At 66.9% G+C, this 22,852-nt stretch carries 27 protein-coding genes and 1 pseudogene; 10 read left to right on the top strand and 18 right to left on the bottom strand.

Going from position 1 to position 22,852, the window contains the following annotated elements:
• The first annotated feature begins 53 nt into the window (after nt 1-53).
• On the top strand, nt 54-1,241 hold the full coding sequence (locus tag NA10_RS30435; RefSeq protein ID WP_067574104.1) for a hypothetical protein: 1,188 nt from the start codon (nt 54-56) through the stop codon (nt 1,239-1,241).
• On the opposite strand, the gene NA10_RS30430 is transcribed toward NA10_RS30435, so the two are convergent.
• Nucleotides 1,242-2,117 (bottom strand): sigma-70 family RNA polymerase sigma factor, encoded by an 876-nt coding sequence (locus tag NA10_RS30430; protein ID WP_067574102.1) that lies wholly within the window; start codon nt 2,115-2,117, stop codon nt 1,242-1,244. It lies immediately after the preceding gene.
• 105 nt (nt 2,118-2,222) lie between these two features.
• Between NA10_RS30430 and NA10_RS30425 the strand changes: the two genes are divergently transcribed.
• Nucleotides 2,223-2,591, top strand: coding sequence for a DoxX family protein (locus NA10_RS30425; protein WP_067574100.1), 369 nt, complete (start codon nt 2,223-2,225; stop codon nt 2,589-2,591).
• Nucleotides 2,592-2,667: 76 nt separating this feature from the next.
• Here the strand turns inward: NA10_RS30425 and NA10_RS30420 are convergent, their stop codons facing one another.
• Both NA10_RS30420 and NA10_RS30415 read right to left on the bottom strand, forming a co-directional pair.
• Nucleotides 2,668-3,825 carry a hypothetical protein gene (locus NA10_RS30420; RefSeq protein ID WP_067574098.1) on the bottom strand — a complete coding sequence of 386 codons (1,158 nt, stop codon included), beginning with the start codon at nt 3,823-3,825 and terminating at the stop codon, nt 2,668-2,670.
• Nucleotides 3,822-4,760: a metal-dependent hydrolase gene (locus NA10_RS30415; protein ID WP_067574096.1), complete on the bottom strand. Its 939-nt coding sequence runs from the start codon at nt 4,758-4,760 to the stop codon at nt 3,822-3,824. Before NA10_RS30415 ends, NA10_RS30420 begins: the two co-directional genes overlap by 4 nt.
• Nucleotides 4,761-4,849: 89 nt before the next feature.
• On the opposite strand from NA10_RS30415, the gene NA10_RS30410 reads away from it, so the two are divergent.
• Entirely contained in the window at nt 4,850-5,470 is a 621-nt protein-coding gene (locus tag NA10_RS30410) for a TetR/AcrR family transcriptional regulator (RefSeq protein ID WP_067574094.1), read from the top strand.
• A gap of 54 nt (nt 5,471-5,524) precedes the next feature.
• Entirely contained in the window at nt 5,525-6,043 is a 519-nt protein-coding gene (locus NA10_RS30405) for a pyridoxamine 5'-phosphate oxidase family protein (protein WP_067574092.1), read from the top strand.
• Here the strand turns inward: NA10_RS30405 and NA10_RS38985 are convergent.
• Nucleotides 6,040-6,297 carry an FCD domain-containing protein gene (locus NA10_RS38985; protein WP_067574090.1) on the bottom strand — a complete coding sequence of 86 codons (258 nt, stop codon included), beginning with the start codon at nt 6,295-6,297 and terminating at the stop codon, nt 6,040-6,042. The two genes, NA10_RS30405 and NA10_RS38985, sit on opposite strands and share 4 nt — an antisense overlap.
• On the opposite strand from NA10_RS38985, the gene NA10_RS37235 reads away from it, so the two are divergent.
• A complete protein-coding gene (locus NA10_RS37235; protein ID WP_245678034.1) occupies nt 6,212-6,412 on the top strand; it encodes an amino acid permease C-terminal domain-containing protein in 201 nt (66 codons plus the stop codon). The two genes, NA10_RS38985 and NA10_RS37235, sit on opposite strands and share 86 nt — an antisense overlap.
• A 62-nt stretch (nt 6,413-6,474) precedes the next feature.
• Here the strand turns inward: NA10_RS37235 and NA10_RS30395 are convergent, their stop codons facing one another.
• Nucleotides 6,475-6,705, bottom strand: a complete 231-nt coding sequence (locus NA10_RS30395) for a hypothetical protein (protein ID WP_067574088.1) — start codon at nt 6,703-6,705, stop codon at nt 6,475-6,477.
• A gap of 195 nt (nt 6,706-6,900) precedes the next feature.
• On the opposite strand from NA10_RS30395, the gene NA10_RS30390 reads away from it, so the two are divergent.
• Together NA10_RS30390 and NA10_RS30385 are read left to right on the top strand one after the other, a co-directional pair.
• Entirely contained in the window at nt 6,901-7,776 is an 876-nt protein-coding gene (locus tag NA10_RS30390; protein WP_067574086.1) for a helix-turn-helix domain-containing protein, read from the top strand.
• Nucleotides 7,773-7,982 carry a DUF397 domain-containing protein gene (locus NA10_RS30385; RefSeq protein WP_067574084.1) on the top strand — a complete coding sequence of 70 codons (210 nt, stop codon included), beginning with the start codon at nt 7,773-7,775 and terminating at the stop codon, nt 7,980-7,982. The genes NA10_RS30390 and NA10_RS30385 overlap by 4 nt, the downstream gene beginning before the upstream one ends.
• A 211-nt stretch (nt 7,983-8,193) precedes the next feature.
• Here NA10_RS30385 and NA10_RS30380 read toward each other — a convergent pair whose 3' ends face one another.
• The 8 genes from NA10_RS30380 to NA10_RS30345 all read right to left on the bottom strand — a co-directional run bounded on the left by NA10_RS30380 (nt 8,194) and on the right by NA10_RS30345 (nt 14,597).
• The gene (locus tag NA10_RS30380; protein WP_067574083.1) at nt 8,194-9,414 is read right to left on the bottom strand and encodes a cytochrome P450 family protein; all 1,221 of its coding nucleotides are present in this window, start codon (nt 9,412-9,414) and stop codon (nt 8,194-8,196) included.
• A 10-nt stretch (nt 9,415-9,424) separates the two neighbouring features.
• On the bottom strand, nt 9,425-10,651 hold the full coding sequence (locus NA10_RS30375; protein WP_067574081.1) for a cytochrome P450: 1,227 nt from the start codon (nt 10,649-10,651) through the stop codon (nt 9,425-9,427).
• Complete coding sequence (locus NA10_RS30370; protein ID WP_067574079.1) at nt 10,648-11,265, bottom strand: GTP-binding protein; 618 nt, start codon at nt 11,263-11,265, stop codon at nt 10,648-10,650. The genes NA10_RS30375 and NA10_RS30370 overlap by 4 nt, the downstream gene beginning before the upstream one ends.
• Nucleotides 11,240-11,584 (bottom strand): DUF742 domain-containing protein, encoded by a 345-nt coding sequence (locus NA10_RS30365; protein ID WP_067574077.1) that lies wholly within the window; start codon nt 11,582-11,584, stop codon nt 11,240-11,242. The genes NA10_RS30370 and NA10_RS30365 overlap by 26 nt, the downstream gene beginning before the upstream one ends.
• The gene (locus tag NA10_RS30360) at nt 11,581-11,952 is read right to left on the bottom strand and encodes a roadblock/LC7 domain-containing protein (protein ID WP_067574139.1); all 372 of its coding nucleotides are present in this window, start codon (nt 11,950-11,952) and stop codon (nt 11,581-11,583) included. Before NA10_RS30360 ends, NA10_RS30365 begins: the two co-directional genes overlap by 4 nt.
• Nucleotides 11,953-12,020: 68 nt before the next feature.
• Nucleotides 12,021-13,457, bottom strand: a complete 1,437-nt coding sequence (locus NA10_RS30355; protein WP_067574076.1) for an ATP-binding protein — start codon at nt 13,455-13,457, stop codon at nt 12,021-12,023.
• A 218-nt stretch (nt 13,458-13,675) separates the two neighbouring features.
• Entirely contained in the window at nt 13,676-13,963 is a 288-nt protein-coding gene (locus NA10_RS30350; RefSeq protein WP_067574075.1) for a putative quinol monooxygenase, read from the bottom strand.
• A 190-nt stretch (nt 13,964-14,153) separates the two neighbouring features.
• On the bottom strand, nt 14,154-14,597 hold the full coding sequence (locus NA10_RS30345; RefSeq protein WP_157556844.1) for a hypothetical protein: 444 nt from the start codon (nt 14,595-14,597) through the stop codon (nt 14,154-14,156).
• Nucleotides 14,598-14,661: 64 nt separating this feature from the next.
• Between NA10_RS30345 and NA10_RS37230 the strand changes: the two genes are divergently transcribed.
• Nucleotides 14,662-14,832: a hypothetical protein gene (locus NA10_RS37230; RefSeq protein ID WP_157556843.1), complete on the top strand. Its 171-nt coding sequence runs from the start codon at nt 14,662-14,664 to the stop codon at nt 14,830-14,832.
• 169 nt (nt 14,833-15,001) lie between these two features.
• On the opposite strand, the gene trpA is transcribed toward NA10_RS37230, so the two are convergent.
• The 3 genes from trpA to trpM all read right to left on the bottom strand — a co-directional run bounded on the left by trpA (nt 15,002) and on the right by trpM (nt 17,350).
• Nucleotides 15,002-15,814, bottom strand: coding sequence for a tryptophan synthase subunit alpha (gene trpA, locus NA10_RS30340; RefSeq protein ID WP_067574071.1), 813 nt, complete (start codon nt 15,812-15,814; stop codon nt 15,002-15,004).
• A complete protein-coding gene (gene trpB, locus NA10_RS30335; RefSeq protein ID WP_067574137.1) occupies nt 15,811-17,043 on the bottom strand; it encodes a tryptophan synthase subunit beta in 1,233 nt (410 codons plus the stop codon). The genes trpA and trpB overlap by 4 nt, the downstream gene beginning before the upstream one ends.
• A gap of 142 nt (nt 17,044-17,185) precedes the next feature.
• A complete protein-coding gene (gene trpM, locus NA10_RS37800; protein WP_169812676.1) occupies nt 17,186-17,350 on the bottom strand; it encodes a tryptophan biosynthesis modulator TrpM in 165 nt (54 codons plus the stop codon).
• A gap of 198 nt (nt 17,351-17,548) precedes the next feature.
• Here trpM and NA10_RS30330 point away from each other — a divergent pair, with 198 nt between their 5' ends.
• Both NA10_RS30330 and NA10_RS30325 read left to right on the top strand, forming a co-directional pair.
• On the top strand, nt 17,549-17,911 hold the full coding sequence (locus NA10_RS30330) for a hypothetical protein (protein WP_157556842.1): 363 nt from the start codon (nt 17,549-17,551) through the stop codon (nt 17,909-17,911).
• Between the two features lie 172 nt (nt 17,912-18,083).
• Nucleotides 18,084-19,244, top strand: a complete 1,161-nt coding sequence (locus NA10_RS30325; protein WP_084515474.1) for an alpha/beta hydrolase — start codon at nt 18,084-18,086, stop codon at nt 19,242-19,244.
• Between the two features lie 69 nt (nt 19,245-19,313).
• Here NA10_RS30325 and NA10_RS30320 read toward each other — a convergent pair.
• A pseudogene (locus NA10_RS30320) lies at nt 19,314-22,433 on the bottom strand (arabinosyltransferase domain-containing protein); the annotation flags it as partial.
• A partial coding sequence (locus NA10_RS39655; RefSeq protein WP_245678041.1) for a hypothetical protein occupies nt 22,393-22,852 on the bottom strand: 460 nt, incomplete at its 5' end. The pseudogene NA10_RS30320 and the gene NA10_RS39655, both read right to left, overlap by 41 nt.

Raw genomic sequence — 22,852 nt, 5'->3', positions numbered from 1 at the left:
CGCACAGCATTATCGGGTGTTCGAGCGTCGGTGCCCCGACCTACTATCGGCGGGTGAACGATCAGGGGGATGAGCTGTGGGGGCGGCCGCCCGGGCGGCGCGCCGAGGATGCGGGTGCGCCGCGTCCGGACCCGGTACTGCGCCTGCTCGACGAGATCGACCTGCTCGTCGAGGAAAGCATGCGCGACGGCGAACCCAGGACCGGGTACGACTACGACGATCCCACCTATCCGGATTGTCCGAATCCGTACTGTCGGGAATCCTGGCACGGGCTCGCGATCACGGTGCGCATGGTGGAGATGCGCGATTACGGCACGCTCGACCCCGAATACGACTACCGCGCCGACGACAGCGGGGTGATGTGCCCCGGTTCCGATCATGACGGGGAGTGGCCCGAACCGGCGGGGGAGTGGGAGCTCGAATGGGATCTGGAGGATTACGCGGGTGCGCTGCGCCCGGCCTCTGATACCGGAGCCGAGCCGATCGATCCGCGATTGGCGCAGGCGGACAGCATGTGGATGGCGGTCAGTCGCCCGGCGACCATGGTCTGGGTGTCGAGCACGCTGGTCGCGTTCCTGTCGATGTTCCTGACGCCCGCGCATTGGCGATGGCTGACGCCGGTGATCGGCATCGCGGCGTTCTGTACCCTCGGCTGGCTGTTGCGCCGCAAGCGGCGTCGGCTGCCGGTCGGCTATCTGCGTGAAAGGCTTTGTGCCAGACCGGAAACCATTATCGCATTGGGCTTGACGGCCGCTGCGTCCCTGCTCCCCGCGGTATGGGCCTTTCGGTCACCGCTCGATTCCTCCGGCGATGTCGCGGCGGGGTACGGCATCATGCTGCTGGCCTGCGCGCTGGCCGGAACCGCGCACGCCACCGTCCAACTGTCGCGAATCCGGACGGTGGCAAGCGAATCGGTCGACGGCGCGGGTGAGACCGATCGTGCGGCGCATGCGACGAATCTGGTCGTGCTCTCCTTCTTCTGGCTGATCTTCGCGCTGCCGGGGCTGCTGCTGTTCGGGTGGACGGTGGGCAGATTCACCTTCCAGCCCGCCGCCATGTGGGCGGCGGTCGGCGTCGCCGTGCTGAGTTTGATCGTGCTGTTCGTGGAATCGCTTGTCATGCACATCATCACGCGGGACGTCGGCGGGATTCTCATGATCATCCTGTTCGGCGCGGTCATCGCCGCCCCACTGCTGTGGTGGTCGCTGCACACCCTGGCGACCTCGCACTGGCACCTTTGATCAGCGCGGCGGTTCGATACCGGCGAGCCGCTCGGGGTCGGTGAGCAGATCCATCGCGGCGATCTTCCCGTTCACCACGGTGAATCCGATGATCGACCGCACCGTCTCCCCATCGGTGTTCACCAGTCCCGCCGCGCCATTGATGAGCGCGGCGTGCGCGGTGTACAGCATCGCCATCTTCTGGAAGGTGCTCGCCAGCGCCGCCACCTCGCGCGCCCCGCGGAATACTCGCACTCCGCCCGGTCCGCTGTCGGCCCGCAGCACCACTCCGGGATCGAGAATGGCCAGCAGCGCCTCGAATTCGCCCTCCCGCGCCGCGGCCAGGAACGCCTCCACCACCCGCCGCCGGCGGCGCGGATCCGCATCCGGCACCAGTTCCTGCCCCCGCACCCGCCGCCGCGCCTGACTGGCGAGCTTCTTCGCCGTCTGTGGCGTGCGCCCGACAATCGGCGCGATCTGCTCATAGGGCACCGCGAACATATCGTGCAGTACGAAGGACAATCGCTCGGCCGGGCTCAATGCCTCCAGCACCACCAGCATGGCCAAGCCCACCGAATCCGCCAGCAGCGCACGCTGTTCCGGATCCACCTCCTCGGCGTATCCCACCACCGGATCCGGCAGCTGATACTCCCGGACCGACTCCTCTCCCCGGGACTTCCTGGCCCGCAACATATCCAGGCAGACCCGTCCCACCACGGTGGTCAACCAGCCGGCCAGATTCTCGATGGCATCGGATTCACTGCGAGCCAGCCGAATCCACGCCTCCTGGACGGCATCGTCGGCCTCGCTCAACGAGCCCAGCATTCGATAGGCCACCGCCGTCAAATGCCCGCGTTCGCCCTCGAACGCCCGCGCCAAGCCCGCATCCGCACCCATCGCACACCTCTTCCTCGGATCGACACCCACACCGCAATGACGACCCGGCCCCGCCGAATGTGACACCCGAGGTCACGTTCGGCCGCCTCCATCCGTCATACCGGTATGTCCACGCTGACCCCCCGCCGCATCGCGTACCTGCTCTCCACCGGCGCCATCCTCACCGAAACAGCGGTAGGCGCCCAATGGGATCTGACCCGGAACGACTATGTCCGGGACACCCTCGACCATCTCGGTTACCCCGTCTATTTCGCCACCATCATGGGTACGGCCAAGGCCGCCGCGGTGGCGACGCTGCTCACCCCCGGCACGCCTCGGCTCAAAGAGTGGGCCTACGCCGGTCTGACCTTCGTCTACGCGGGCGCGGCCCTGTCGCACTTCGCCACCAAGGATGCCCCCAAGAAGATCATTCCCCCGGCCGTGGCCACCGCCTTGGCGGTGGCCTCCTGGACCCTGCGTCCCGCGGGCGAATAGCGGCGCTGCCCGGAAAGACCTCAGGCTCAGGACCATCGGATGCGGTCCTGAGCCTGAGGTGGTAGGTCGGCGTCTGTCAGGCCACGGCCTGGCCGGGGAGCTCGGCGGGTTCGGCGGGTTTCGAATTCGCGGCGGTACGGGGTGCGGTGGTGAATGCGGCCGCCACGCACGCGATGGCGATCACGAAGCAGGCCAGGGTGTACCAGAGGTTGCCGATCGGGTCGCCATTGGCCGTCAGGCCGTCCTTCGCGTCGAGGAAGTCCGGGAGGGCAGTGGCCCAGAGCAGGGCGAAGACCGCCAGATACAGGACGCTGTAGACGCGAACGAAAGGGTTTGTGTAACGCGGGGATTCGGGGTCCTGCCGCAGGGATCGCCATTGGCGGAACAGGATCGGTATGGCTACCAGGGTCAGCAGGATCAGTTCGGCGGCGTACAGGGTGCCCCGCACCGCGGTGCTACCCGCGCCCAAGACGGTGGCGGGCAGGGGCAGGATGAAGGTGCCCAGCGATGCCAGGAGCCCGATCGCCACGGTGCGCCCGATCAGCTGGAGGCCGGAGAAGTGTTGCCCCGCATCGACTTTGCGACCCACGAACCAGTAGACGCAGAAGGCCAGGGACATCGGCCAGAGGGCGGCGAAGACCACCACGCTGGGCAGCGGAACCGAATCGAACATCGGCTGATTGAGCGAGTTGCCGGTGGACCATTCCCACCAGCGCAGCTGCGGCCCGATGTGATCGAAGATCTCGTAGAAGGCGTGGTGCACGAAGCCCACGCAGACCGCGCCCAGGAATGCGCCGTGCCGACGGAAAACGCCGAGCATGCGCACGATTTCGTACGCGAGGGTCGCCATGAAGGGGTAGATGGCCACGATGTACAGCGGTAGTCGGCCCCAGAGGAAGTCGACGGTGAAGACATTGTGCGCGAACATCGTGTCGACGTGGTCCTGGATTCCGAACGCCGCCGGGAAGTACAGCGGCGGTTCGATAATGAACAGATACGCCGTCGCACCGAACCAGAGCACCAGGTTGGTGGGATCGCCATTGCGGCGCAATCGAATCACCGCGAGCACCAGCGCCAGGATCGAGCCCAGGATGATGGTGCACTCCAGCACCGGCAGCGTCCAGTTCTCCAGGCCGAACGGGTTCCGGAATTCGACGAGCCCGCCCGCCTCCTGGCAGGAGAAGCCGAGCGAATGCGCGAGCTGATCGAAGGTGGGGGAGCAGTGGTCGGTCACGACTGGGCCTCCGAGCCGATGGAATCCGCTGTGTACCAGCGCGTTACGTCATATCCGGACTCGTAACGCCGGAACCACACATCCGCCAGCGCGGGCAGCGCCTCGTGGGCGGGATTGTGCTTGGGCAGCTGGCTGCGGATGATCCCCTTCAGGGCGATCAACTGTTCACCGAGCGGCAGATCGTCGAAGGCGCGCAGCATCGGGCCGCTGTTCTGCGGCTCCAATCCCGGCAGCCAGCGTCGCAGATGCTGTCTGCGGCGATAGTTCGCGAACATGGCGAGCGCGTCGACCTGCCGTTCCTCCAGCGGCACATGCTTATTGAAGCCGGCGCAGGCGATCCTGACCACCTTCAGCACATGCCGGAAGATCGACGGTGCGACCCGCATCCGGTAAAGATCGCTGCCCACCACGGAATCGAAGATGATCAGCGCGGAACTGCGATGCTCGACCTCCTCGACGAAGTGCCAAATGAACAGGGAGGCAACGCGATCGTCGCCGGGCCGGAAGAGTCCGGCCTCGTTGTCGAGCATGAGTTTGAAGACCGAGGTGAAGGTCGCCTCCAGATCCGCGGTGTACGCGAGCCGGTACTTCAGCGGTGTCTCGGCGGTGAGCCGGTCGAATTCGCCGATCACCTCGTCCAGGGTCTCCTGCAAGCCCGGGTAGCTCCGGATCAGCCCCCGCACATGCTGGCGATGCGCGGAGGAATGCTGGCCCTCCTGCCGCATGAACGCGTCCGCCTCCTCGGCGACTTCGGCGTCCGTGATCTGGGGCTTCAGCTGCATGATCATCTTCACGATCATCTTCTCGAAGCCGATGGCCAGGAAGGACACGGCATTGGCCATCGACGAGAAGGCCGGATTCTCCTCGTTCCAGAGGAAGGGCACGTCGTAGTCCTCGAAGGCGAAATTCATCTTCCGCACAATCAGATCCGTCATGCCAACCATACAAACATACACAGCCGCGTCTGTGTGTATGTTAGTGAGAAATCAGATCTGCCCGCCACCCCGTGCTAACGTCGGTTTTTGTGGCACGCAGGCGGGGATGGGGCGGAACTCCGCCGGACAGTGACGACGAGGCGGCACGCCGTATCGTCGCCGCCGCGGTCGAATTGATCGGCCGCACCGGCCGCGAGATCAGCATTGCCGACGTGGCCGAATCACTCGGCGTCATCCGCCAGACCGTGTACCGCTACTTCCCGAGCGCGGACGCGCTCATGCGCGCCTCCGCCATCGCCGCGGTCGCGGGCTTCCTCGATCGGCTGGCGGCGCAGGTCAGCGGTATGCCGGATCCGGTCGAGGCGATGACCGAGGCCATTGTCTTCACCCTCGCCGAGGTGCCGCGCACCCCGCACCTGGGCATTATGCTGACCCCCGCCAATTCCGCGGCCGATCCGGACGGCATCACCTCCGAGGAGGCGCAGGCGTTCGGCATGACCATGATCAGACGTTTCGATGTCGACTGGGAGAGCTACGGTTACGACGACGACGCGCTGCGCGAACTCGTCGAATATCTGCTCCGCATCATGCAGTCCTTCTTCGTCTCACCCGGGCATCCGCCGCGCACCGATGAAGAACTGCGTCGCTACCTGCGCCGCTGGATGGGATCGGCCATCATGGCACAGGCGGCTGTCACCACCCGCCGGTGAATTCCGGTGCGCCGCATCGTCTTGATTTGCAGGATCACGAATCAAGGAGGAGCCATGCTGCCAGACCCGATCGATGCCAAGGATCTCAATATCTACGGGGACGACACGCTGTCCTGGAGCCGGGCACGCAAGTCCGCGGAGGCCGGAATGGGGCTGCCGGAGACCCCGGCGTTCCTGTCCACCGTTGGTTCGGAGGGGCGGCCGCACACCACCGGGATCGGTGTCGTCGAGTACGACGGGTTCCTGTACTTCACCAGTGGGCCGGGAACTCTCAAGTCCCGCAACCTGATCGGCAATCCGGCGTGCACGCTGGCCTATCGGTTCGCGGAGGTCGATCTGATCTTCGACGGGCATGCGCATCGCACGACCGATATCGCGGAGTTGGATGCGGTGACCGCGGTCTACCGCGCCGGGGGCTGGCCCGCCGAGCGCACCGGGGATACCGTCAACGCGCCGTACAGTGCGCAGAGCGCGGGTCCGGGGCCGTGGTATCTCTACCGCTTCACGATTCACGGGGCGGTCGGGGTGGCGCTCACCGATCCGCACGGTGCGACCCGCTGGCGGTTCGCCTAATCCTCGGGTTTGGCCCAGCGCCCGCGCGCCTGGCTGATGTGGTTGCGCAGGAACGCTTCCACCGCATCCTGATCACCGGATTCGATGAGATCGACAATGGTGAAATGCTCGCGGGCGACGCCGACGAGTTCGCCCTTCTTGGCAAGGGAGGCCGGGCCGAACAGGCGGGTGTGGTCGCGCAGATCCGCGACCAGACCGGTCAGCCGGGGATTGTCGGCGTCGCCGAGCAGTGCCAGGTGGAAGATCTGGCTCATCAGCCACCTCGACATCATCACCCGGGTCCGCTTCGTGGTCTGGCTCCTGCTCGGCCTGGCTCTCTACTTCGGCTTCAGCTACCGAAACTCCAAGCTGAACAACGCAATCAACTAACCGACGCGGTATGCCGGTTACCCGTGGCACCGCGCCCGCGGGTAACCGGCTTATCCATTCCCTCACCCGTCATCGGAGCCGTTGGTCCAGATATTCCACGCCCCCCGCAGCGTGCTCGTGTTGTGTGAAGCCCGCACCACCCGGACTTCCCGGCTGAGTCGAGTCGCCACCTTGTCGAAATAAGCTTTCGCGGAACAGGTCTCGCTATCGCAATCCTTGTGCGCGGCCTGCCCTCGACGCGCGGTCTCCAGATTCATGACCGGGTAGTCGGGCGGGTCGTGTCTGAGCACCATCGTTTTCACTTCCTCCCTGACTGTGGAGGTGATCGGGTGGGGCACTTGGCGTTTCCCGTTCACCGGGGATGGCTCAAGTAGACCCGCATTTTTTCTGGTTTTGGAAGTTTCACCTTGGCGAGCCAGGGGAGAATGCCAAACTTTCATATCGGGTACTTCCAGATTCGGGCTCTCCTTCGATAGCGAGGCTAAGAAATGTCTGGTTCCACGCTTCCCGCCAGAGCGCTCGGCCGACTGCTGTCGGGGCACCGTGAGCGGGTGGGGATGACGAAATATGCGGCGGGACAACTGGTTGACACGTCCCAGCAAACGGTGGCGCGGATCGAGTACGGTCTCAAATCCAAGGTGTCCCAGCTATGGATCAACGTCTGGGCCGACGCCTACAAGGTCAGTGACGACGAACGGAAGCTGATGCTCGGGTTGGCTCAGGAACTCGCGTCGTCGCGCAGGAATTGGTGGCGGGCGTATGTGGACGAGATGAATCCGCACTTCGACTACTACCTGGGGCTCGAGCAAGCCGCTCGAGCACTGTCGGTCTGGCGAACGAACCTGCTGCCGGGTCTACTTCAGACGCCCGAGTATCGCCGCGCCGTTGCCTGGACCGAGTCTCCGGAGATGACGACGGAGCAGGTGGAGAAGCGTGTAGAGATGGCGGTCCGGCGGCAAACACGTTTGGATGACCAGAATTTCACGGTGGATGTGATTCTGTCCCAGTCCGGCCTGCTCGATCAGATCGGCGGGGGTGCGGTCATGTCCGACCAGCTCGAACGACTCGCCGAGCTTGCGGCGCGGCCGAACGTGTCCATCCGAGTGGTGCCCTTCGGCGCACCCAGACACCTTGGTTTGCGTGTGGGTTCCTTTGCCATGCTGGAGTTTCCGAGGTTGCCCGCAACCGGAATGATCGAACCGCCGGTGATCTATATCGAGGGCTACACCGGTGATCTCTACCTGGAGCAGGAGAGCGACGTGACGCAGTTTCGAGACGCTTTCGCCGAAATCTCCCGGGTAGCGTTGGACCGGGATACGACGAGGCGGCTATTGCTGTCTATGGCGAAGGAGCACAAAGCGTGAATATCGACCTACCTGGGGCACGCTGGTTCAAGAGCAGCTATAGCAGCTCAGGAGGAGATTGCGTGGAGGCCGCGCACCTGGGTGGCGGCAAGGTTGGGGTGCGGGACTCGAAGTTGGGGGATGCGAGCCCGGTCTTCGTATTCGAGCCGGATAGCTGGGATGCGTTCACCACCGCGGTGCGGGCGGGGAAGTTCGACCGGCCGTAGGCGAATCGTCACCGGTCGGGTGATCGTTCGGATGCCCACTCCCGGATGGGATTTCCGCTCCCCGCGAGGGGAAGTCGGCTCCCGGGGGTGTTCCCGGCGGGGAGTGGGTGCTCGAACATTGAGTTGGGCCCGCACGGCCACAACTTCGATCAGAGGAATCCTGACTTGACATTCGGGCCCGGCCCGAGCCGGGCCCGAATCGCCGCCGGTACTACTCGGCGGTGCGGCGCACCGGAAGCTCGCGGTGCCCATTGGAGATGAAGCCGATCACCGGCGGAATCTCGGCCGGGTCGGTGGCGAAGCGCAATTCCGGGAAGCGATCGAACAGCGCCGGGAGAGCGATGCTCGCCTCCAGCCGGGCCAGCGGCGCACCGATGCAGTGGTGCACGCCGTGGCCGAAGGAGACATGATCCTTATTGGTCCGGGTGACGTCGAAGGATTCGGCGGTCGCGCCGTGGACCTTCGGATCGCGGCCGGCGGCGGCATAGGAGGCGAGAATGGCGTCGCCCCTGGGGATTCGAATGCCGTCGATCTCGATATCCTCCACCGCGTAACGCAGCGGCAGGTGAGCCACCGGCGCTTCGTAGCGCAGCGTCTCCTCGATCACGTCCTCCCAGGTGACCTCGCCCGCGCGGACGGCGGCCAACTGCTCGGGATGGGTCAGCAGCGCGAAAATGGCCTGGTCCAAAAGGTTCACGGTGGTCTCGTGACCGGCGTTGATGACCAGCATCAACGTGTCGACCATCTCCTTCTCGGTGAGCCGCTCGCCGTCCTCGTCCCGGGTGGCGATGAGCACGCTGACCATATCGTCACCCGGATTATCACGCTTGAAGGCGACGAGTTCCTCGATGAGACCGAACATTTCGACGTAGTTGGCCCCGGCGGCCTCGGGCGAGATCTCGGTATCGAAGAACCGCGCCACGCAGACGCGCAGCGCCGGTTCCCGATCCTCGGGCACGCCTATCAGCTCGGTGAGCACCTGAATCGGCACCGGGTACGCGAAACCCTCACGCAAATCGACGGTTTCACCCGCCGGGGCGGCTGCCAGTCGATCCAGCAGCTCGGTCACGATCTGCTCGATCCGCGGCCGCAGCGCCATGGTGCGGCGGTGGGTGAACGCGGGCGACACCAGCTTGCGCAGGCGCCGGTGATCGGCCCCGTACGCGGTGAACATATTGGTCGCCGCGACCCAGGGGAACAGCGGCCACTCGGGGGTGACCTCCCCATTTCCGAAGGCCGCCCAGTGCTGTGCCGGATCCTTCGACACCCGGGGATCGGCCAGCAGGCGCTTGAGCACCTCGGCATCGGTGACCGACCAGGCTGGCACACCCATCAACTCGACCAGGGTCACCGGTCCACGAGCGCGGATGCGGGCATTCTCGCCTTGAATGTCGACACCGGTGAGATCCAGCGCCAGGGGTTCGATCGTCAAAACAACTCTCCTACTTCACATTCAATGGCGGACTCGCAGGGAAGACCACCGGCAGCGCCGCCAGCGCGCGGTGGAACGGCCCTGCACGCCAAGATAATTCATCCACCGGCACCGCGAGACGCAGCTCGGGCAGCGCGTCCAGTAGTTGGTCGATGGCCTCCTGCGCGACCAGCGATGCGACCGACTTGGCCGGGCAGGCGTGCGGTCCCAGACTCCAGGCCAGATGGGATCGATTGCCGATGCGCTCACCGCCGCCGATGGCGGGATCGTTATTGCAGCCCGCCAGGCTGATCACGACCGGCTGATGCGCGGGCAGCCAGGTCCCGCCGATGAGCATGGGCTGACGCGGATAGGAGATGGCGAAGTTGGCCATGGGCGGGTCGTTGAAGAGCACCTCGTCCAAAGCGTCACGGGTGGAGAGACTTCCGCCCAGCACATCACCGGCGAAGCGATCGTCGGTGAGGATGAGCCGCAGCGTGTTGATGATCAGATTCTGCTGCGGCTCCAGGCCCGCGCCGTAGATGCTGATGATGTTGGCCAGCATCTCGGTATCGTCCAGGCCCGCGTCGTGCTGGAGCAGCCGGGTCACCATATCGTCGCCGGGCTCGCTCTTCTTGAGCTCGATGAGCTCGAGCAGAGCGCCGCTGAGCATTTGCATACCCAGCTCGGCGTTCTCGTCGACCGAATCGAAGAGCGCCGCCATACCCGCCGCGACGCGCTGGCCGATCTCGGGCGGGCAGCCCAGCATGTCATTGAGTCCGGCGAAGACCAGCGGGAAGGCGTACTGACTGATCAGCTCCGCGGATCCGTTCTCGCAGAACGTATTGATCAGCGGAATGGCCTCGCGCTCCACGATGGCGTGCAGCCCGTGCAGATCCACGCCGTCGACGGCGCTGACATTGGCCTGCCGATACCGCCGGTGCGCGTCGCCGGCGTTGCGCAGCACATTCGGGTACCACTCCATCATCGGCTTCACCGGGCAGTCGGCCGGAATGTTCTGCTGCCAGATGCGCGGATCGGCCGGAAAGTGTTCCGGGTCATTGAGAATCCGCACCGCGTCGTGATAGCCGATCACCAGGGTGGCGGGCACCCCGGGCGCCAGCTCCACCGGCACCAGCGAGCCGTAGCGCTGCCGCATCGTACGGTAATTGCCATGCGGGTCGGCAGCGAATTCCTCAGAGTACAAAGGGAATTGCGTGCCGTCGACTAGGACGGTCGGCCCGGTCGATGTGGTCAAATCCGTGACTCCTGACGCGAATGAAACAGGTATTCGACGAGGGTGATGAGCGACTGCACGCAGGTACGCCGATCGCGGGCGTCCAGGGCGGTCAGCGGGGTGCCCTCGGCGAGGTCGAGCGCATCGCGGATCTCCTCCAGCGGATACCGCTTCGCGCCCTCGAATTCGTTGACCGCCACCGAATACGGCACGCCGCGCTGTTCGAGCACGGCGAGCACCTCATCGGATTGTTCGATGCGGCGGGTGTCGACCAGGACCAGCGCGCCCAGCGCGCCCAGGGCCAGCTCCTCCCACAGCGGGACGAAACGCTGCTGGCCCGGCGTGCCGAAAAGATACAGCGCCAGTTGCGGATTCAGCGTGATGCGGCCGAAATCCATGGCCACGGTGGTGGTCGTCTTACTGCCCAGTCCGGCCAGATCGTCCACCCCGACACTGGCCTCGGTGATGGTCTCCTCGGTGCGCAGCGGTTTGATCTCCGAGACACTGCCGACGAACGTGGTCTTCCCGACGCCGAAATTTCCTGCCACCAAAAGCTTTACCGACTTGACGACGGTGGGGGCCAGATAGTCGACACCGGGGGGCGCCGCCTCAGACCGCAAGGGCACGGAGCCCATTCAGAACCTCTTCCAGCAAGCTGACGTCCGGCAGGGTGTGTGCGGGCGTCCGGGTTATCAGGTGACCGCTGTCGAGCAGGTCGGCGACGACGATCTTCACCACCGAGGGTGGCAGGTCGAGGTGTGCGGCGATCTCGGCCAGCGACAGGGCATCTCGGCACAGCGCGCAGATTCTGCGCGCATCGGGCGAGCCGCCCTGTAGTACGAGGTCGGCGGCGACGATCACGGTGACCAGGTCCAGCTGCCGGGTGGGGCGCGAACGCCCACCCGTGCGCACATAGGCCCGGACCAGGTCGGGATCCCGCCGCGGCCCGGTCACGGCCGGGCGCCGCCGCGCGGTATGGCGCCGAGCTCGTGCCCGACCCGCGCGGCCAGCTCGTTGAGCCGATGCGCGACCAGCGCCACATCGACCTCCGGGGTGGTGGACACGCCGATGACCGCACCCTCGCCGGCGGCGGTGATGAAGATCATCCCGCCGTCGTACTCGGTGACGTTCTGGCGCACGCGATCCTGGGGTCCACCGCAGAACTCACCGAGTGCCTTGCCCAGTGAGCGCAGACCCGAGGCCGCGGCGGCGAAGCGCTCGGCGTCATCCTTGGAGATGGTGCCCGAGTGCGCGATGCGCAGGCCGTCCTCCGAAAGCAGTACCGCGAACCGGACGCCGGGGATATCGAGGTCCGAGAGCATCCAGCCCAGCCGGTTGGTGCCATCGGGGTTGGGGACCGCGGTGTGCGGATCGGCGGCTGTCGGTGAGTTCACGAGTTCTTCCCTTCGGTCTGGTCGGTTTCGGCTGCGGCGACACGGCCACTGACTGAACCGCTGTACCACGCCACGGCGATATCCGGTCGAGCTAGTTGAAGCGCGGGCGCGGGCTCGGGTTCGAGCGTCTGCGGAAGACTGGGCGCCGCCTGCAAGGCGGGCATCGGGGCGGAGGTGGGCCCGCTGGGCTGCACCACCGTGCGCCGCCGCCGCTTGGTGAGGCCGCTGGCGGTGAGGGCCGCGGCGATTTCTTCCTCTTCCACAGTGGTTGGCTCCTGCGCCGGGGCGACGACCACGGGCGTGGCCAAGGCGGGCTGCTCCGGCACGTCCTGCGGTGCGACCAAGAGTGATTCGGGAATGAAGACCATGGCGCGCACACCGCCGTAGGCGTTCGGGCCGTCGACGTAGACGCTGAAGCCGTAGCGGCGCACCAGCGCCGCGATGGACGGGAAGCCGATCTTCGGCGCGGGGCCGAGTTCGAGGATGTCGACCGCGCGTTCACCGGCGAGCACCTGGCGGGCGTCCTCGAGCTGTTCGGGGTTCATCCGCACCCCGGCATCATCGATGAGGATGGTCACGCCGTGGTGACCCTCCTGAAAGCTGATGTCCACGAACGAGGTCGGCGGCGAATACCGCAGCGCGTTGTCGAGCAGGGTCGCCACGGTGTGCACCAGCGGCTCCACCACGCGGCTGACCACCACGCGATCGGCCTGGGTGGTGCGCACCCGCAGATAGTCGCGGACACGGCCGACCGCGCCGCCGACCACATCGGTGACCGACTGCTGCGGCCAGCGCCGGCCGGGCAGGCCGCCGCTGACGATCACATAGGACTGCGCCTGCCGGATCATCTGCTGCACACTGTGATCGATGCGAATGAGGGTCTCGTAGACCGCGTCATCGCGATGCTCGCGCAGCGCGGCGCTGACCACCTTGCCGACGTCCGCGCCCAGGCTCACCACCGAGGTGCCGAAGGAGCGCACGGCCGCGCCGGTCACATCGCGGGATGCGCCCTGCGCCTGATCCCGCGCCGCCTGCGCCTCATCGCGCACGGCCTGTTCGGCCTTGGCGATCGCCTGCCGAGCCTGCGCCTCGACCTCGCGCTTACCCTGCTCCGAGGCCTCGGCCCAGAGCAGGCGCAAATCCTCGGCAAAGTATTCGACGGTTTGCCAGACCAGCGGGGCGATGGTGGACTGCTCCAGTCCGGGCGGGCTCTCGGTTCCGGTGATCGGCATACCCGGTCGCCGAATCGATTCGGTGACCGACGGAAGCGTCTTGCGCACAAGCTGTTCGAGCAGTTGCTCCCAGCCCCGCACTTGCGCGGCCAGTTGATCGGCGCGTTTACGCTCCGCGCGGACGCGCACCGCCGCATAGCCCGCCGCCGCCACCGCGACCACGAGCAGAGGAACAACTATCCAGAGAAACATCACGGCCATATGGGGTTTCGTCAATCCTGTCGGCTACACCGGGGTCGGGCGCACTCGCGCAACACGCCCGACCGTAGCTCACAACATACCTATTCTGTTATCTCAGCGACACTTTCGGATGCAATCCCCGCAAAGTGAGGGCTCGGGAATTGCGAAGTTGTGTCGACGGGATCCGCCGCGATGTGTTCCGCGAATCTCTAGCAAAGCTCGGGACCGAGCGGTCGGATTCAGCACAGCCCGCGCACATCCGAGATCTCGTACTCGGCGACCGACGACGATCGGATCTGCGCGTTCTGCGACTCCGACGGCCCGCTGCCCCGAAAGGCCTCCACCGCCGCCCGCGACTTCCACCGCTCGAAGATATTGATTCGGCCCGGATCGACCAGATCCGCGGCGAGCGAGTAATCCAGGCACCCCGAGGCCAAGCGCGCGTGCTCCACGACCGTCGCGCACTCCGCGAGATAGGACTCCCGCTGTTGCGGGTCCACCATGATGTGGCCGGCGACGATCACCATTGCGAATCCTCCGCTCGTACGAATCGATCTCTCGCACAGCCTAGGACGGCCGATCGCACTGGGAAGCGCCGGTGAGAGTTTCCCACCGAGATGGCGGGCGAAGAAGCGGGACCCGATGACCCGCATCGAGTCCGCGCACCCCGTCCACCCCAATTGTGGAGGGGCCATGCGGGGGCGGAGCCGAACGGTCCTAGGCCAGGTCGAGCAGGTGCAGGTCACCGCCTCGGACCATCCAGCCGGTGAAGGATTCGATGCGGCCGCAGGACAGGCAGCGTTCGGCCGTGGCGAGGGCGCGAATCCCCGTGCCCGCGGCATAGAGCGAATAGCCGACCGCGATATTGAAGTCCCGCTGCTCGCAGTCGCAGACCATGGGCTCGGTGCCGCTGTCGTCCCAGTCGTCGCCGCAGTCTGCTACGAAATGGGCTGTGCCGCAGCCGCGGCATTCGCGGCGGATGGTGCCCACGGCGGGGTCGCCCGAGACGCCGAAGACATCGGTACCGCAATTCCCGCAGACCGAATGTCTGACCTCATGGATCGCATAGCCCTCCGCGCCCAGCTCACGCAGGAACGGATCCAGATCGAGTGGGTCGTCACCGATGTGCCAATCCCCGTCCGCGCTCATATGCAAAGCCATAGCCGGGATACAACCAGAACTCGCCGCGCCTCGCCCCCCGAAGACCGGACTACTGTGGGCGGATATGGACCCCAATATCTTGTCGGTACTGACTGGTTTGGGAGTGGGACTGGTCGTGGACACCGTGTACGGATTCCTGACCGCCGTCTACCCGCATATCGGCGCCGGGACCGGATCGGCCGCACCGGAGTGCGTGCTCGGGGTGCTCTCCGCGGGCACCACCTGCATCCGCTGACGGCCACCCCTCGACCGGTCATTCCGTCACGCGCTCTCCCGTCATACCGGAGTGCGTTCTCCCCGCCATCCCGGCATGTTGTGGCCGGGATCCACACGCTCAGCTCGTGTCCGGCTGATATGGATCCCGGCCGAGAGGCACACCGGGACGACGAGGGGAGTCGCCCGCGCTACCGTGCGCGCACGGCGTCGGCGAGGGCGGTGGTGAGGTGGCGGACGGCGGTCAGGCCGGTCTGCTCGTCCGGCGCGTCGAGTAGGGCCTTGACCAGGGCGGTGCCGACGATCACCCCGTCCGCGAAGGCCGCGACCTCGGTGGCCTGGGCGGGGGTGGAGATGCCGATGCCGACGCAGACGGGCAGGTCGGTGGTCGCCTTGACGCGTCGCACCAGGGTGCTCGCCGCCGCTCCGACGGATCGTTCGCTGCCGGTGACTCCCATCAGTGCCGAGGCGTAGACGAATCCCGAACCGGCCGTGGTTATTTCGGCCAGCCGGTCATTGGTGCTGCTGGGTGCGACCACGAAAACCGTTGCCAAGCCCAGTGCGTCGGCACGGGCGCGCCATTCCGTCGATTCCTGGACCGGTAGATCCGAGAGGATGCACCCTGCGCCGCCCGCCGCGGCCAGTTCGGTGGTGAAACGCTCGATTCCGTAGCGCTGGATGGGATTCCAGTAACTCATGATCAGAATCGGTTTACCGGTCGCCGCGTACACCGCGCGCACCGTGCGCAGCACATCCTTGATCCGGAGTCCGCCGCGCAGGGCGATATCGTCGGCGGTTTGGACGATCGGGCCGTCCAGCACCGGATCACTGTGCGGCAGACCGACTTCGAAGATATCGGCCCCACTCTCCAGGATGGTGGTCATCGCGGTGATACCGCCGTCGACGGTGGGGAAACCGGCGGGCAGATACGCGATGAGCGCGGCGCGGTTCTCGCCCGCGGTCTTGGCGAGGGTATCGGTCAGCAGTTGCCGGTTCCCGCTCACTGGGCGACCGCCCGCCGGGCGAAGTACTTGGTCGCGGTATCCATATCCTTATCGCCGCGGCCGGAGAGATTGACCAGAATCAGTCCGTCCGAACCGAGTTCGCGGCCGACCTCCAGGGCTCCGGCCAGCGCGTGCGCGCTCTCGATCGCGGGAATGATGCCCTCGGTGGCGGACAGCAGCGCGAACGCCCGCATGGCCGCGTCATCGGTGATCGGGCGGTATTCGCCGCGGCCGATATCGTGCAGGTACGCGTGCTCCGGACCGATGCCGGGATAGTCGAGACCCGCTGAGATGGAACAGGGTTCGGTGATCTGACCCTCATCGTCCTGGAGTACGAAGGAGCGGGAGCCGTGCAGGATGCCGGGTTCGCCCGCACTCAGCGTCGCGGCGTGCTCGCCGGTCTCGATACCGTGCCCGGCCGCCTCGCAGCCGATCAGCCGCACCCGCTCATCGCCGAGGAAGGGGTGGAACAGGCCGATGGCATTGGATCCGCCGCCGACGCAGGCGATTGCCGCATCGGGCAGACGGCCCGCGCGCCGGAGGATTTGGCGTCGCGCCTCCACGCCGATCACGCGCTGGAAATCGCGAATCATGGCGGGGAAGGGATGCGGGCCAGCCACCGTGCCGAAGATGTAGTGCGTGGTGTCGGCATTGGCGACCCAATCGCGGAACGTCTCATTGATGGCGTCCTTGAGGGTGCGCGACCCGGAGGTCACCGGAACGACCTGCGCCCCCAGCATTTCCATGCGCGCCACATTGAGCGCCTGGCGCGCCATATCGACTTCACCCATGTACACGGTGCATTCGAGGCCGAAGAGCGCACAGGCGGTCGCGGTCGCGACGCCGTGCGATCCCGCACCGGTTTCGGCGATCACCCGACGCTTGCCCATGCGCCGGGTGAGCAGGGCCTGGCCCAGGACGTTGTTGATCTTGTGTGAACCGGTGTGGTTCAGGTCCTCGCGCTTGAGGAAGATCCGCGCCCCGCCCGCGTGCGCCGCGAATCGCGGCGTCTCGGTGAGGGTGGTCGGACGGCCCGCGTAGTCGGCCAGCAGCGCGTCGAACTCGGCGACGAATGCCGGGTCCAGTTTGGCCCTGTCGTATTCGGCTGCCACCTCGTCCACCGCGGCGACGAGCGCCTCCGGAATGAACTTGCCGCCGAAATCACCGAAATACCCTGCGGCGCTGGGGATTCGGTCATCGGAATCGGGTATGAAGAATTCACTGGTCATGGTCTGCTCCCAGGGCATGCGCCCCCGGTCGTCCGGCTCGGGTCGGGGTCTGAAGACGCGTATCCGCGCGCCGAATCCCGACTCACCGCGGAGTCGGGAACACGCTCGCTGAGGAGACGGCGGGGCTGGGAGCTGAAGCTCCTCAGACGCCCTGTCCGGCGCGCGACGCGCCGAGCCATCGCATGCCGTTGACCTGCCCGGGCTCGGATCCGATCACATACCGGACCCGCCGACCCAGCACCCGTCGCGCCGGCGCGCGGCAGCCGCGCGGGCGGCAACCGGGGGCGAGACGGACGCTGAGGGACATGACCGCAGCCTAACAGCCACGTGCGTCGCCACTGCCAGACACTCACCCGCCCCTCCGGCAAGCGGTTGACGCGCGTGGTGCGCGGACCGGGCGGCCACATTGCCTCGCCGCGGTCTTCGTGCCAGCCTGGAGGACAGCAATGCCTGGTCGGGGCGTCGTCGGTGGGGCGCGCGCGGCCGGGTGGTCGAGGAGGATGTCGTGAGCTATCAGGCGGGGCTGGAGGGGGAGGCGAGGCTGCGGGTCACCGTCGAATTCGGCGAGACCGCGGGGCGACTCGGGGTCGGCTGGGCACCCGAGAGCGCGACGGCGGCGCATATGAAGTTGGAGTACGCGCGAATCTTCCTGGTGGCGTTGGGATCCGGGATGGAGCGGACCTATGTGGAGTTGGTCGACGGCCATCCGTGGGCCTCGGTGCGTCTGCCCGAGACGCTCGCGGCGGGGGAGTACGCCATCGAGGTCGACGGATACGCCGGTGCCAGTTGGGGTGATGGTCGACTGGACGCGCGCGGGCGCAGCGCCGCCTTCACCGTGAGCGCACCCGCCGCCTCCGGAGTGGATTGACAGGCACGAACCTGGACGGGTGATCGATTGTCCAGGTTCTCATTCGGTGGGGACGGGGCGTGACGGGCGCGTTATGCTGCTCGGCGAGATCGGCTGCGGCCCTTAGGAGGCGGCGCGGGTCGGTGTGGGGAGTGGCCGAGTCGGGCCGCACAACGGAAGGGCATAACAGGATATGCGTGGCGTGGCTGTGCGAGGGGCGCAGGAGCGCCGACACAGATCCCGGGGTGGATGGGCCAGGCGGACGGTGGTCGGCGCCGTCGCGGTGGCACTCGTTCCCTTCGGGGCGTCGGTGGTGGCGGCTGGACCCGCCACGGCGGAATACGACCCGGCGGGATTCGACTTCATGGTCGATTCCCCCATGGGAGCGATCAAATCACGGATCTGGCGGGCGGCGGACGGCAATACCGATCGGGTGGTCTATCTGCTCGACGGCGAACGGGCCCAGAACGATATGAACGGGTGGGAGCTGCACACCGGTATTCCGGCCCAGCTCGCCAAGTTCAATATCAATGTCGTCACCCCGGTCGGCGGCGAATCGAGTTTCTACGCGGACTGGCATGAGCCGAGCAGCTTCTTCGGCGTCAATCCCGACGCCTCCATGCTGCCGAGCCGGGATTCGGGATCGGCCATCGCGGGATGGGACGAGACCGCGGGCAAGACCAATACCTACAAGTGGGAAACCTTCCTCACCCAGAATCTGCGCAACGCGTTGCGAGACCGGCTGGGGTTCAGCGACTCTCGCAACGGGGTGTTCGGGCTCTCCAGCGGCGGCAGCGCCGCGGTGGTGCTGGCCGCCTACCATCCGGACCAGTTCGTGTACGCCGGATCGCTTTCGGGGTATCTGCACTCGTCCGCCCCCGGAATGCGGGAAGCCCTGCGGCTGGCCATGCTCGCCGCCGGTGGCTACAACATCGACGCCATGGCGGCGGCGGGCAGCCCGGAGTGGGAGCGGCTCGACGCGGTCGCCTTCGCGCCGACGCTGATCGCCAACAACACGCGGCTGTACATCGCCGCGGGCAGTGCCGTTCCGGCGCAACAGGATCTGTCGTCACCGGACGCCATCATCCAGGGCATGCCGCTGGAGGGGATCGCGCTGGCCAATACCAAGGCGTTCCAGTCGCGGTTGCAGGCGCTGGGTTATGACAATGTCACCTACGACTTCCCGAGCATCGGGGTGCACAACTGGGGGCAATGGGAGCAGGTGGCCAATCGCCTGATGCCCGATATCGCGCAGCACATCGGTAAGCCGCTGCCCCCGGGGGCGCAGCCGCCCGGTGGACAGCAGCCGCCGGGTGACGGTCCGCCCGGTGGCGGGCAGCCGCCGCAGAAGTAGGTATAACGAAAAGCACCGCCGCGGTCCGGAATTCGGACCGCGGCGGTTTCTTTTGCTCGGTTGTGTCGGCTATTTGACCTTGATGGGGTCGTCATCGGTCCAGCCCCAGCGGTTTTCGACGCTGACACCGATATCCGCCTGCGGCGCACGGGCATTGGCCGCGAACTGGTAGCGCTGGAGTTCACCCCAATCCCGGGTCCAATCATTCTCGAGATAGGCCGGGACGGTGCGGGGCTGCAACACCAGGTTGATCCAGCCCAGGGGGCCGCCGCCGGAATCACCCTCCCAGGAGCTGGAGACCTGCGCATTGAGCTTGTCCGGGGTAATGCGCCAGCCGGGCAGCTCCGCCACGCCATCCTTGTGATCCAGCGGATGCTGGCACGGGAAGGCAAGTCCCACATGGAAATCCGTCAGCACCGGCTCGGAGTGGCCGACCACCGAATCCAGGGTGGCCAGGCGTGGCAGCCGGGGCGGGGTGAGCGCGATCCACTGTTTGCCGGTGAGCGCGTCGACCTTGGCGACCAGGCGAATCGCATTGGTCTGCGCGGGAATTCGATCCAGGGCGATCGGCAGATTGCGCCACATGGGCGCGCCGCCGACACTCGGCGGCGGCAGATCGCCGAGCGGGCGCACGGTGCCGTCATCGGCGCGGTGCGCGAACTCGACTCGGAGCTGTTGGTCCTCGATGCGTCCGGCGACGGTCAACACCAGTACCCGATAGGCCGAATCCTGCTGTACGGCAGCCAGATCCATGCGGTACCACTGGGTGGTCAGGTGGGCGGGCTGTTTGTCGCCGGTGGCGTAGCTGCCCAGGACGGGGGTGCGCGCCGGGTCCAGGCCGAAGGGCAAAGCCACCGTGCTGCCATTGATTCCGGTCTCGGTGGTCGTGCCGCCGGGAGCGCCGGGAGGTCCGCCGGGACCGCTGCCCGGACCGCCGGAGGGGCCGCCGCCCGGGGGCGGTCCGCTGCCCGACGGTGGACCGGACTGACCGCCCGGCCCGGGATCGGGCAGGAGATCACCGACGCCATTGGCGGTGAATCCGACATTGCCGGCGGACAGACCGTCGGCGGTCTTTCCGGTGTACGGCTGGAGTAAGGAGCCCGGGGTATCCGTCTCCACCAGCACGTCGTCCGCCAGGGCGCAGTCCTTGCCCGCGAGTGCGCGCAGGTTGGACAGCGCCACCGAATACGCCGGGTATCGGTCGTAAGCGGCGTGTGCCATGGACGCCGCCTCGAACAGCACCAGTGCGGCGGTCGCGATAGTCAGCGGGCGGAATCGGTCGAAACGGCTTGTGGGAGAGTCGGTTCCGTAGGGCTCGCGGTAGTACCGCCGGCCCGCCACCGCCAGGCACAGTGCCGTCAGGATCAGCAGGAGGGTGGCAAGGCTCAGCCCGCCGAGCGTGGGGGCACGGTCCGGCCACGAGACGCCGTATCCGGAGACATACCACCAGCCATTCGATCCGGTGAAGGTGATCGCCAGCAGGAACAGCACGGCCGCCCCGAACAGCGAGCGCCGATACGGTGCGCGAATCCTGGTGCCGCTCAACGCGACCGTGGTGATCGCGGCCAGCGCGGCGGCCAGTCCCGCGTACACCCCGAAGTGATGCGTCCACTTGGTTGGGGTGAACATCATCAGCAGCGGTGACATGAACACAATGCCCAGCACCCGCGCCACCGGCCCGCGCGCCGTATCCGGAATCCGCCCGCCCCGCCCGCGCGCGACAAGCACGCAAACGCCCAGGCACAACAGCATTGCGAGAATCCCGAACCGGCGTGCCAGCGAACCGTCCGGTGTCAGCGATAGGAGCGATTCCCAGCGCGTCGGCTCGTCCACCCAGGTCAGATTCGGTCCGACGACCGTCCGCACCCGGGTGGCCTCCAACACCGAAGCCACCGTCTGATCCGCGAACACCACCACCAGCACCAGGACCCCGGCCGCGATGATGGGAGCCGCCAATGCACCGTATCGGAGCAGCTTCCCCCCGGAATGGCCACTGGCCGAAGCGATCTCGCGGCCGCGTACCGCACCGGCGGCGGGATCCTGATCGACATCGCCGTGGCGGAGGGAGGTTCGGCCACCTCCCTCTTCGGTTTCCGCGCCGGGATCGCGGCCCGCGGACGCACTCGGCGCGCTGCCGGAATCGGTTCGGGCGCGGGCGATTACGGTGCGGACCACCGAACGTGAGCCGGCGATCAACGCGGCCAGGCAGATCAGGCCGCTCGGGCCCGCGGCGAGGGAGAAGGCCGCGATGAGCGCTGCTACCGCGGCGGGCAGCAGGCGCCGGGTGGCGATGGCGCGCTCCATGGAGCACCAGGTGAGCAGTGCGCCGAGGGCGATGAGGGGTTCCGGGCGCAGGCCGTTGTTGAACGGGAGCCAGATGGCCAGGAAGACCAGTCCGGCGGTCCAGCGGGCGGCGGAATTCGCGCGCACCCGGGAACCCAGGCGCGGCAGCACTTCCCGGCTGATCACCAGCCAGCACAGGATGCCCGCCAGCAGGGACGGCAGCCGCAGCCACAGGCTGGCGTCGCTCACCCGCGTCATCTGCGCGAGGAGTTCGTACGGCCAGCCGAACGGCGCTTCGGCGACCTGGAACCAGCGGTAGTAGTTCGCGGTGTACCCGGCGTGCTTGGACACCCGAGCCATGGTGAGGATGTAACCGTCATCGGAGGTATTGGCCCCGATCACATGCCACAGTGCCAAGGTGCCGAGCAGCACGCCGTCGACCGCGCCGAACCGCCACCAGCGGGCGGGCCGGAATCGCCGCGCCCGGCGGCCGTCGGCGGAATCGATGAGGTGCAGGCAGCTCAGCGCGATGAGCGTGCACAACACCGCCCCGATGATCGCCGCGATCTTGAGCGCACTCGGACTCGACGAGAACCGCGAATCGATCTCCGCGTGCAACCGCGCATCGGTGACCCGCGCCCGATCCAAATCGGTGTACACACCGACGATCTGCGGCCGCACATCCCGCTCGACCGTGGTCCGGTAGGGCGTCCCATCCTTCCGATTCAGCCCGGTCAACTCCGCCGTGGTCGAAGCGGAGGTCGAATGCACGGTCAGCGCAACACAATTCGGTGCGGCAGCCGGTTCCGGATCGGCAGCCGGTCCCGCGCCGTTCCCGAGCGCCGAATTGGTGCCGGGATCACCGCTACCGCCCGGTGTCGTCGCGTCGGGAGGGTTGCCAGCCGGAGGAGTAGTGCCTCCGGCGGGAGCGCCACCACCCGGAGGCGTGTTGCCTGCCGGGGGATTGGATCCGCCTGGAGAAGTCGCGCCGCCAGGAGGCGTACTGCCTGCCGGGGGATTGGATCCGCCTGGAGAAGTCGCGCCACCCGGAGAAGTGTTGCCTGCCGGGGGATTGGATCCGCCTGGAGAAGTCGCGCCGCCAGGAGGCGTACTGCCTGCCGGAGGAGTGGATCCCCCCGGAGAAACTGCCCCGCCAGGAGACGTATTGCCCGCCGGGGGAGTCATTCCCGCGGGCGGGGTGCTGCCGGGTGGTGGTGTGCTGCCCGGGGGAGGCGTTGCGCCGGGCGGAGGTGTGCTGCCGGGCGGCGGCGTTGCGCCGGGAGGGGGAGTGCTGCCGGGCGGAGGTGTCGCGCCGGGTGGCGGGG

This window comes from Nocardia acidivorans NBRC 108247, from assembly GCF_001625085.1.
Lineage (GTDB): Bacteria > Actinomycetota > Actinomycetes > Mycobacteriales > Mycobacteriaceae > Nocardia > Nocardia acidivorans.
The sequence above is the reverse complement of the archived record's forward strand: the minus strand, read 5'-3'. Positions and strand labels throughout refer to the sequence as shown.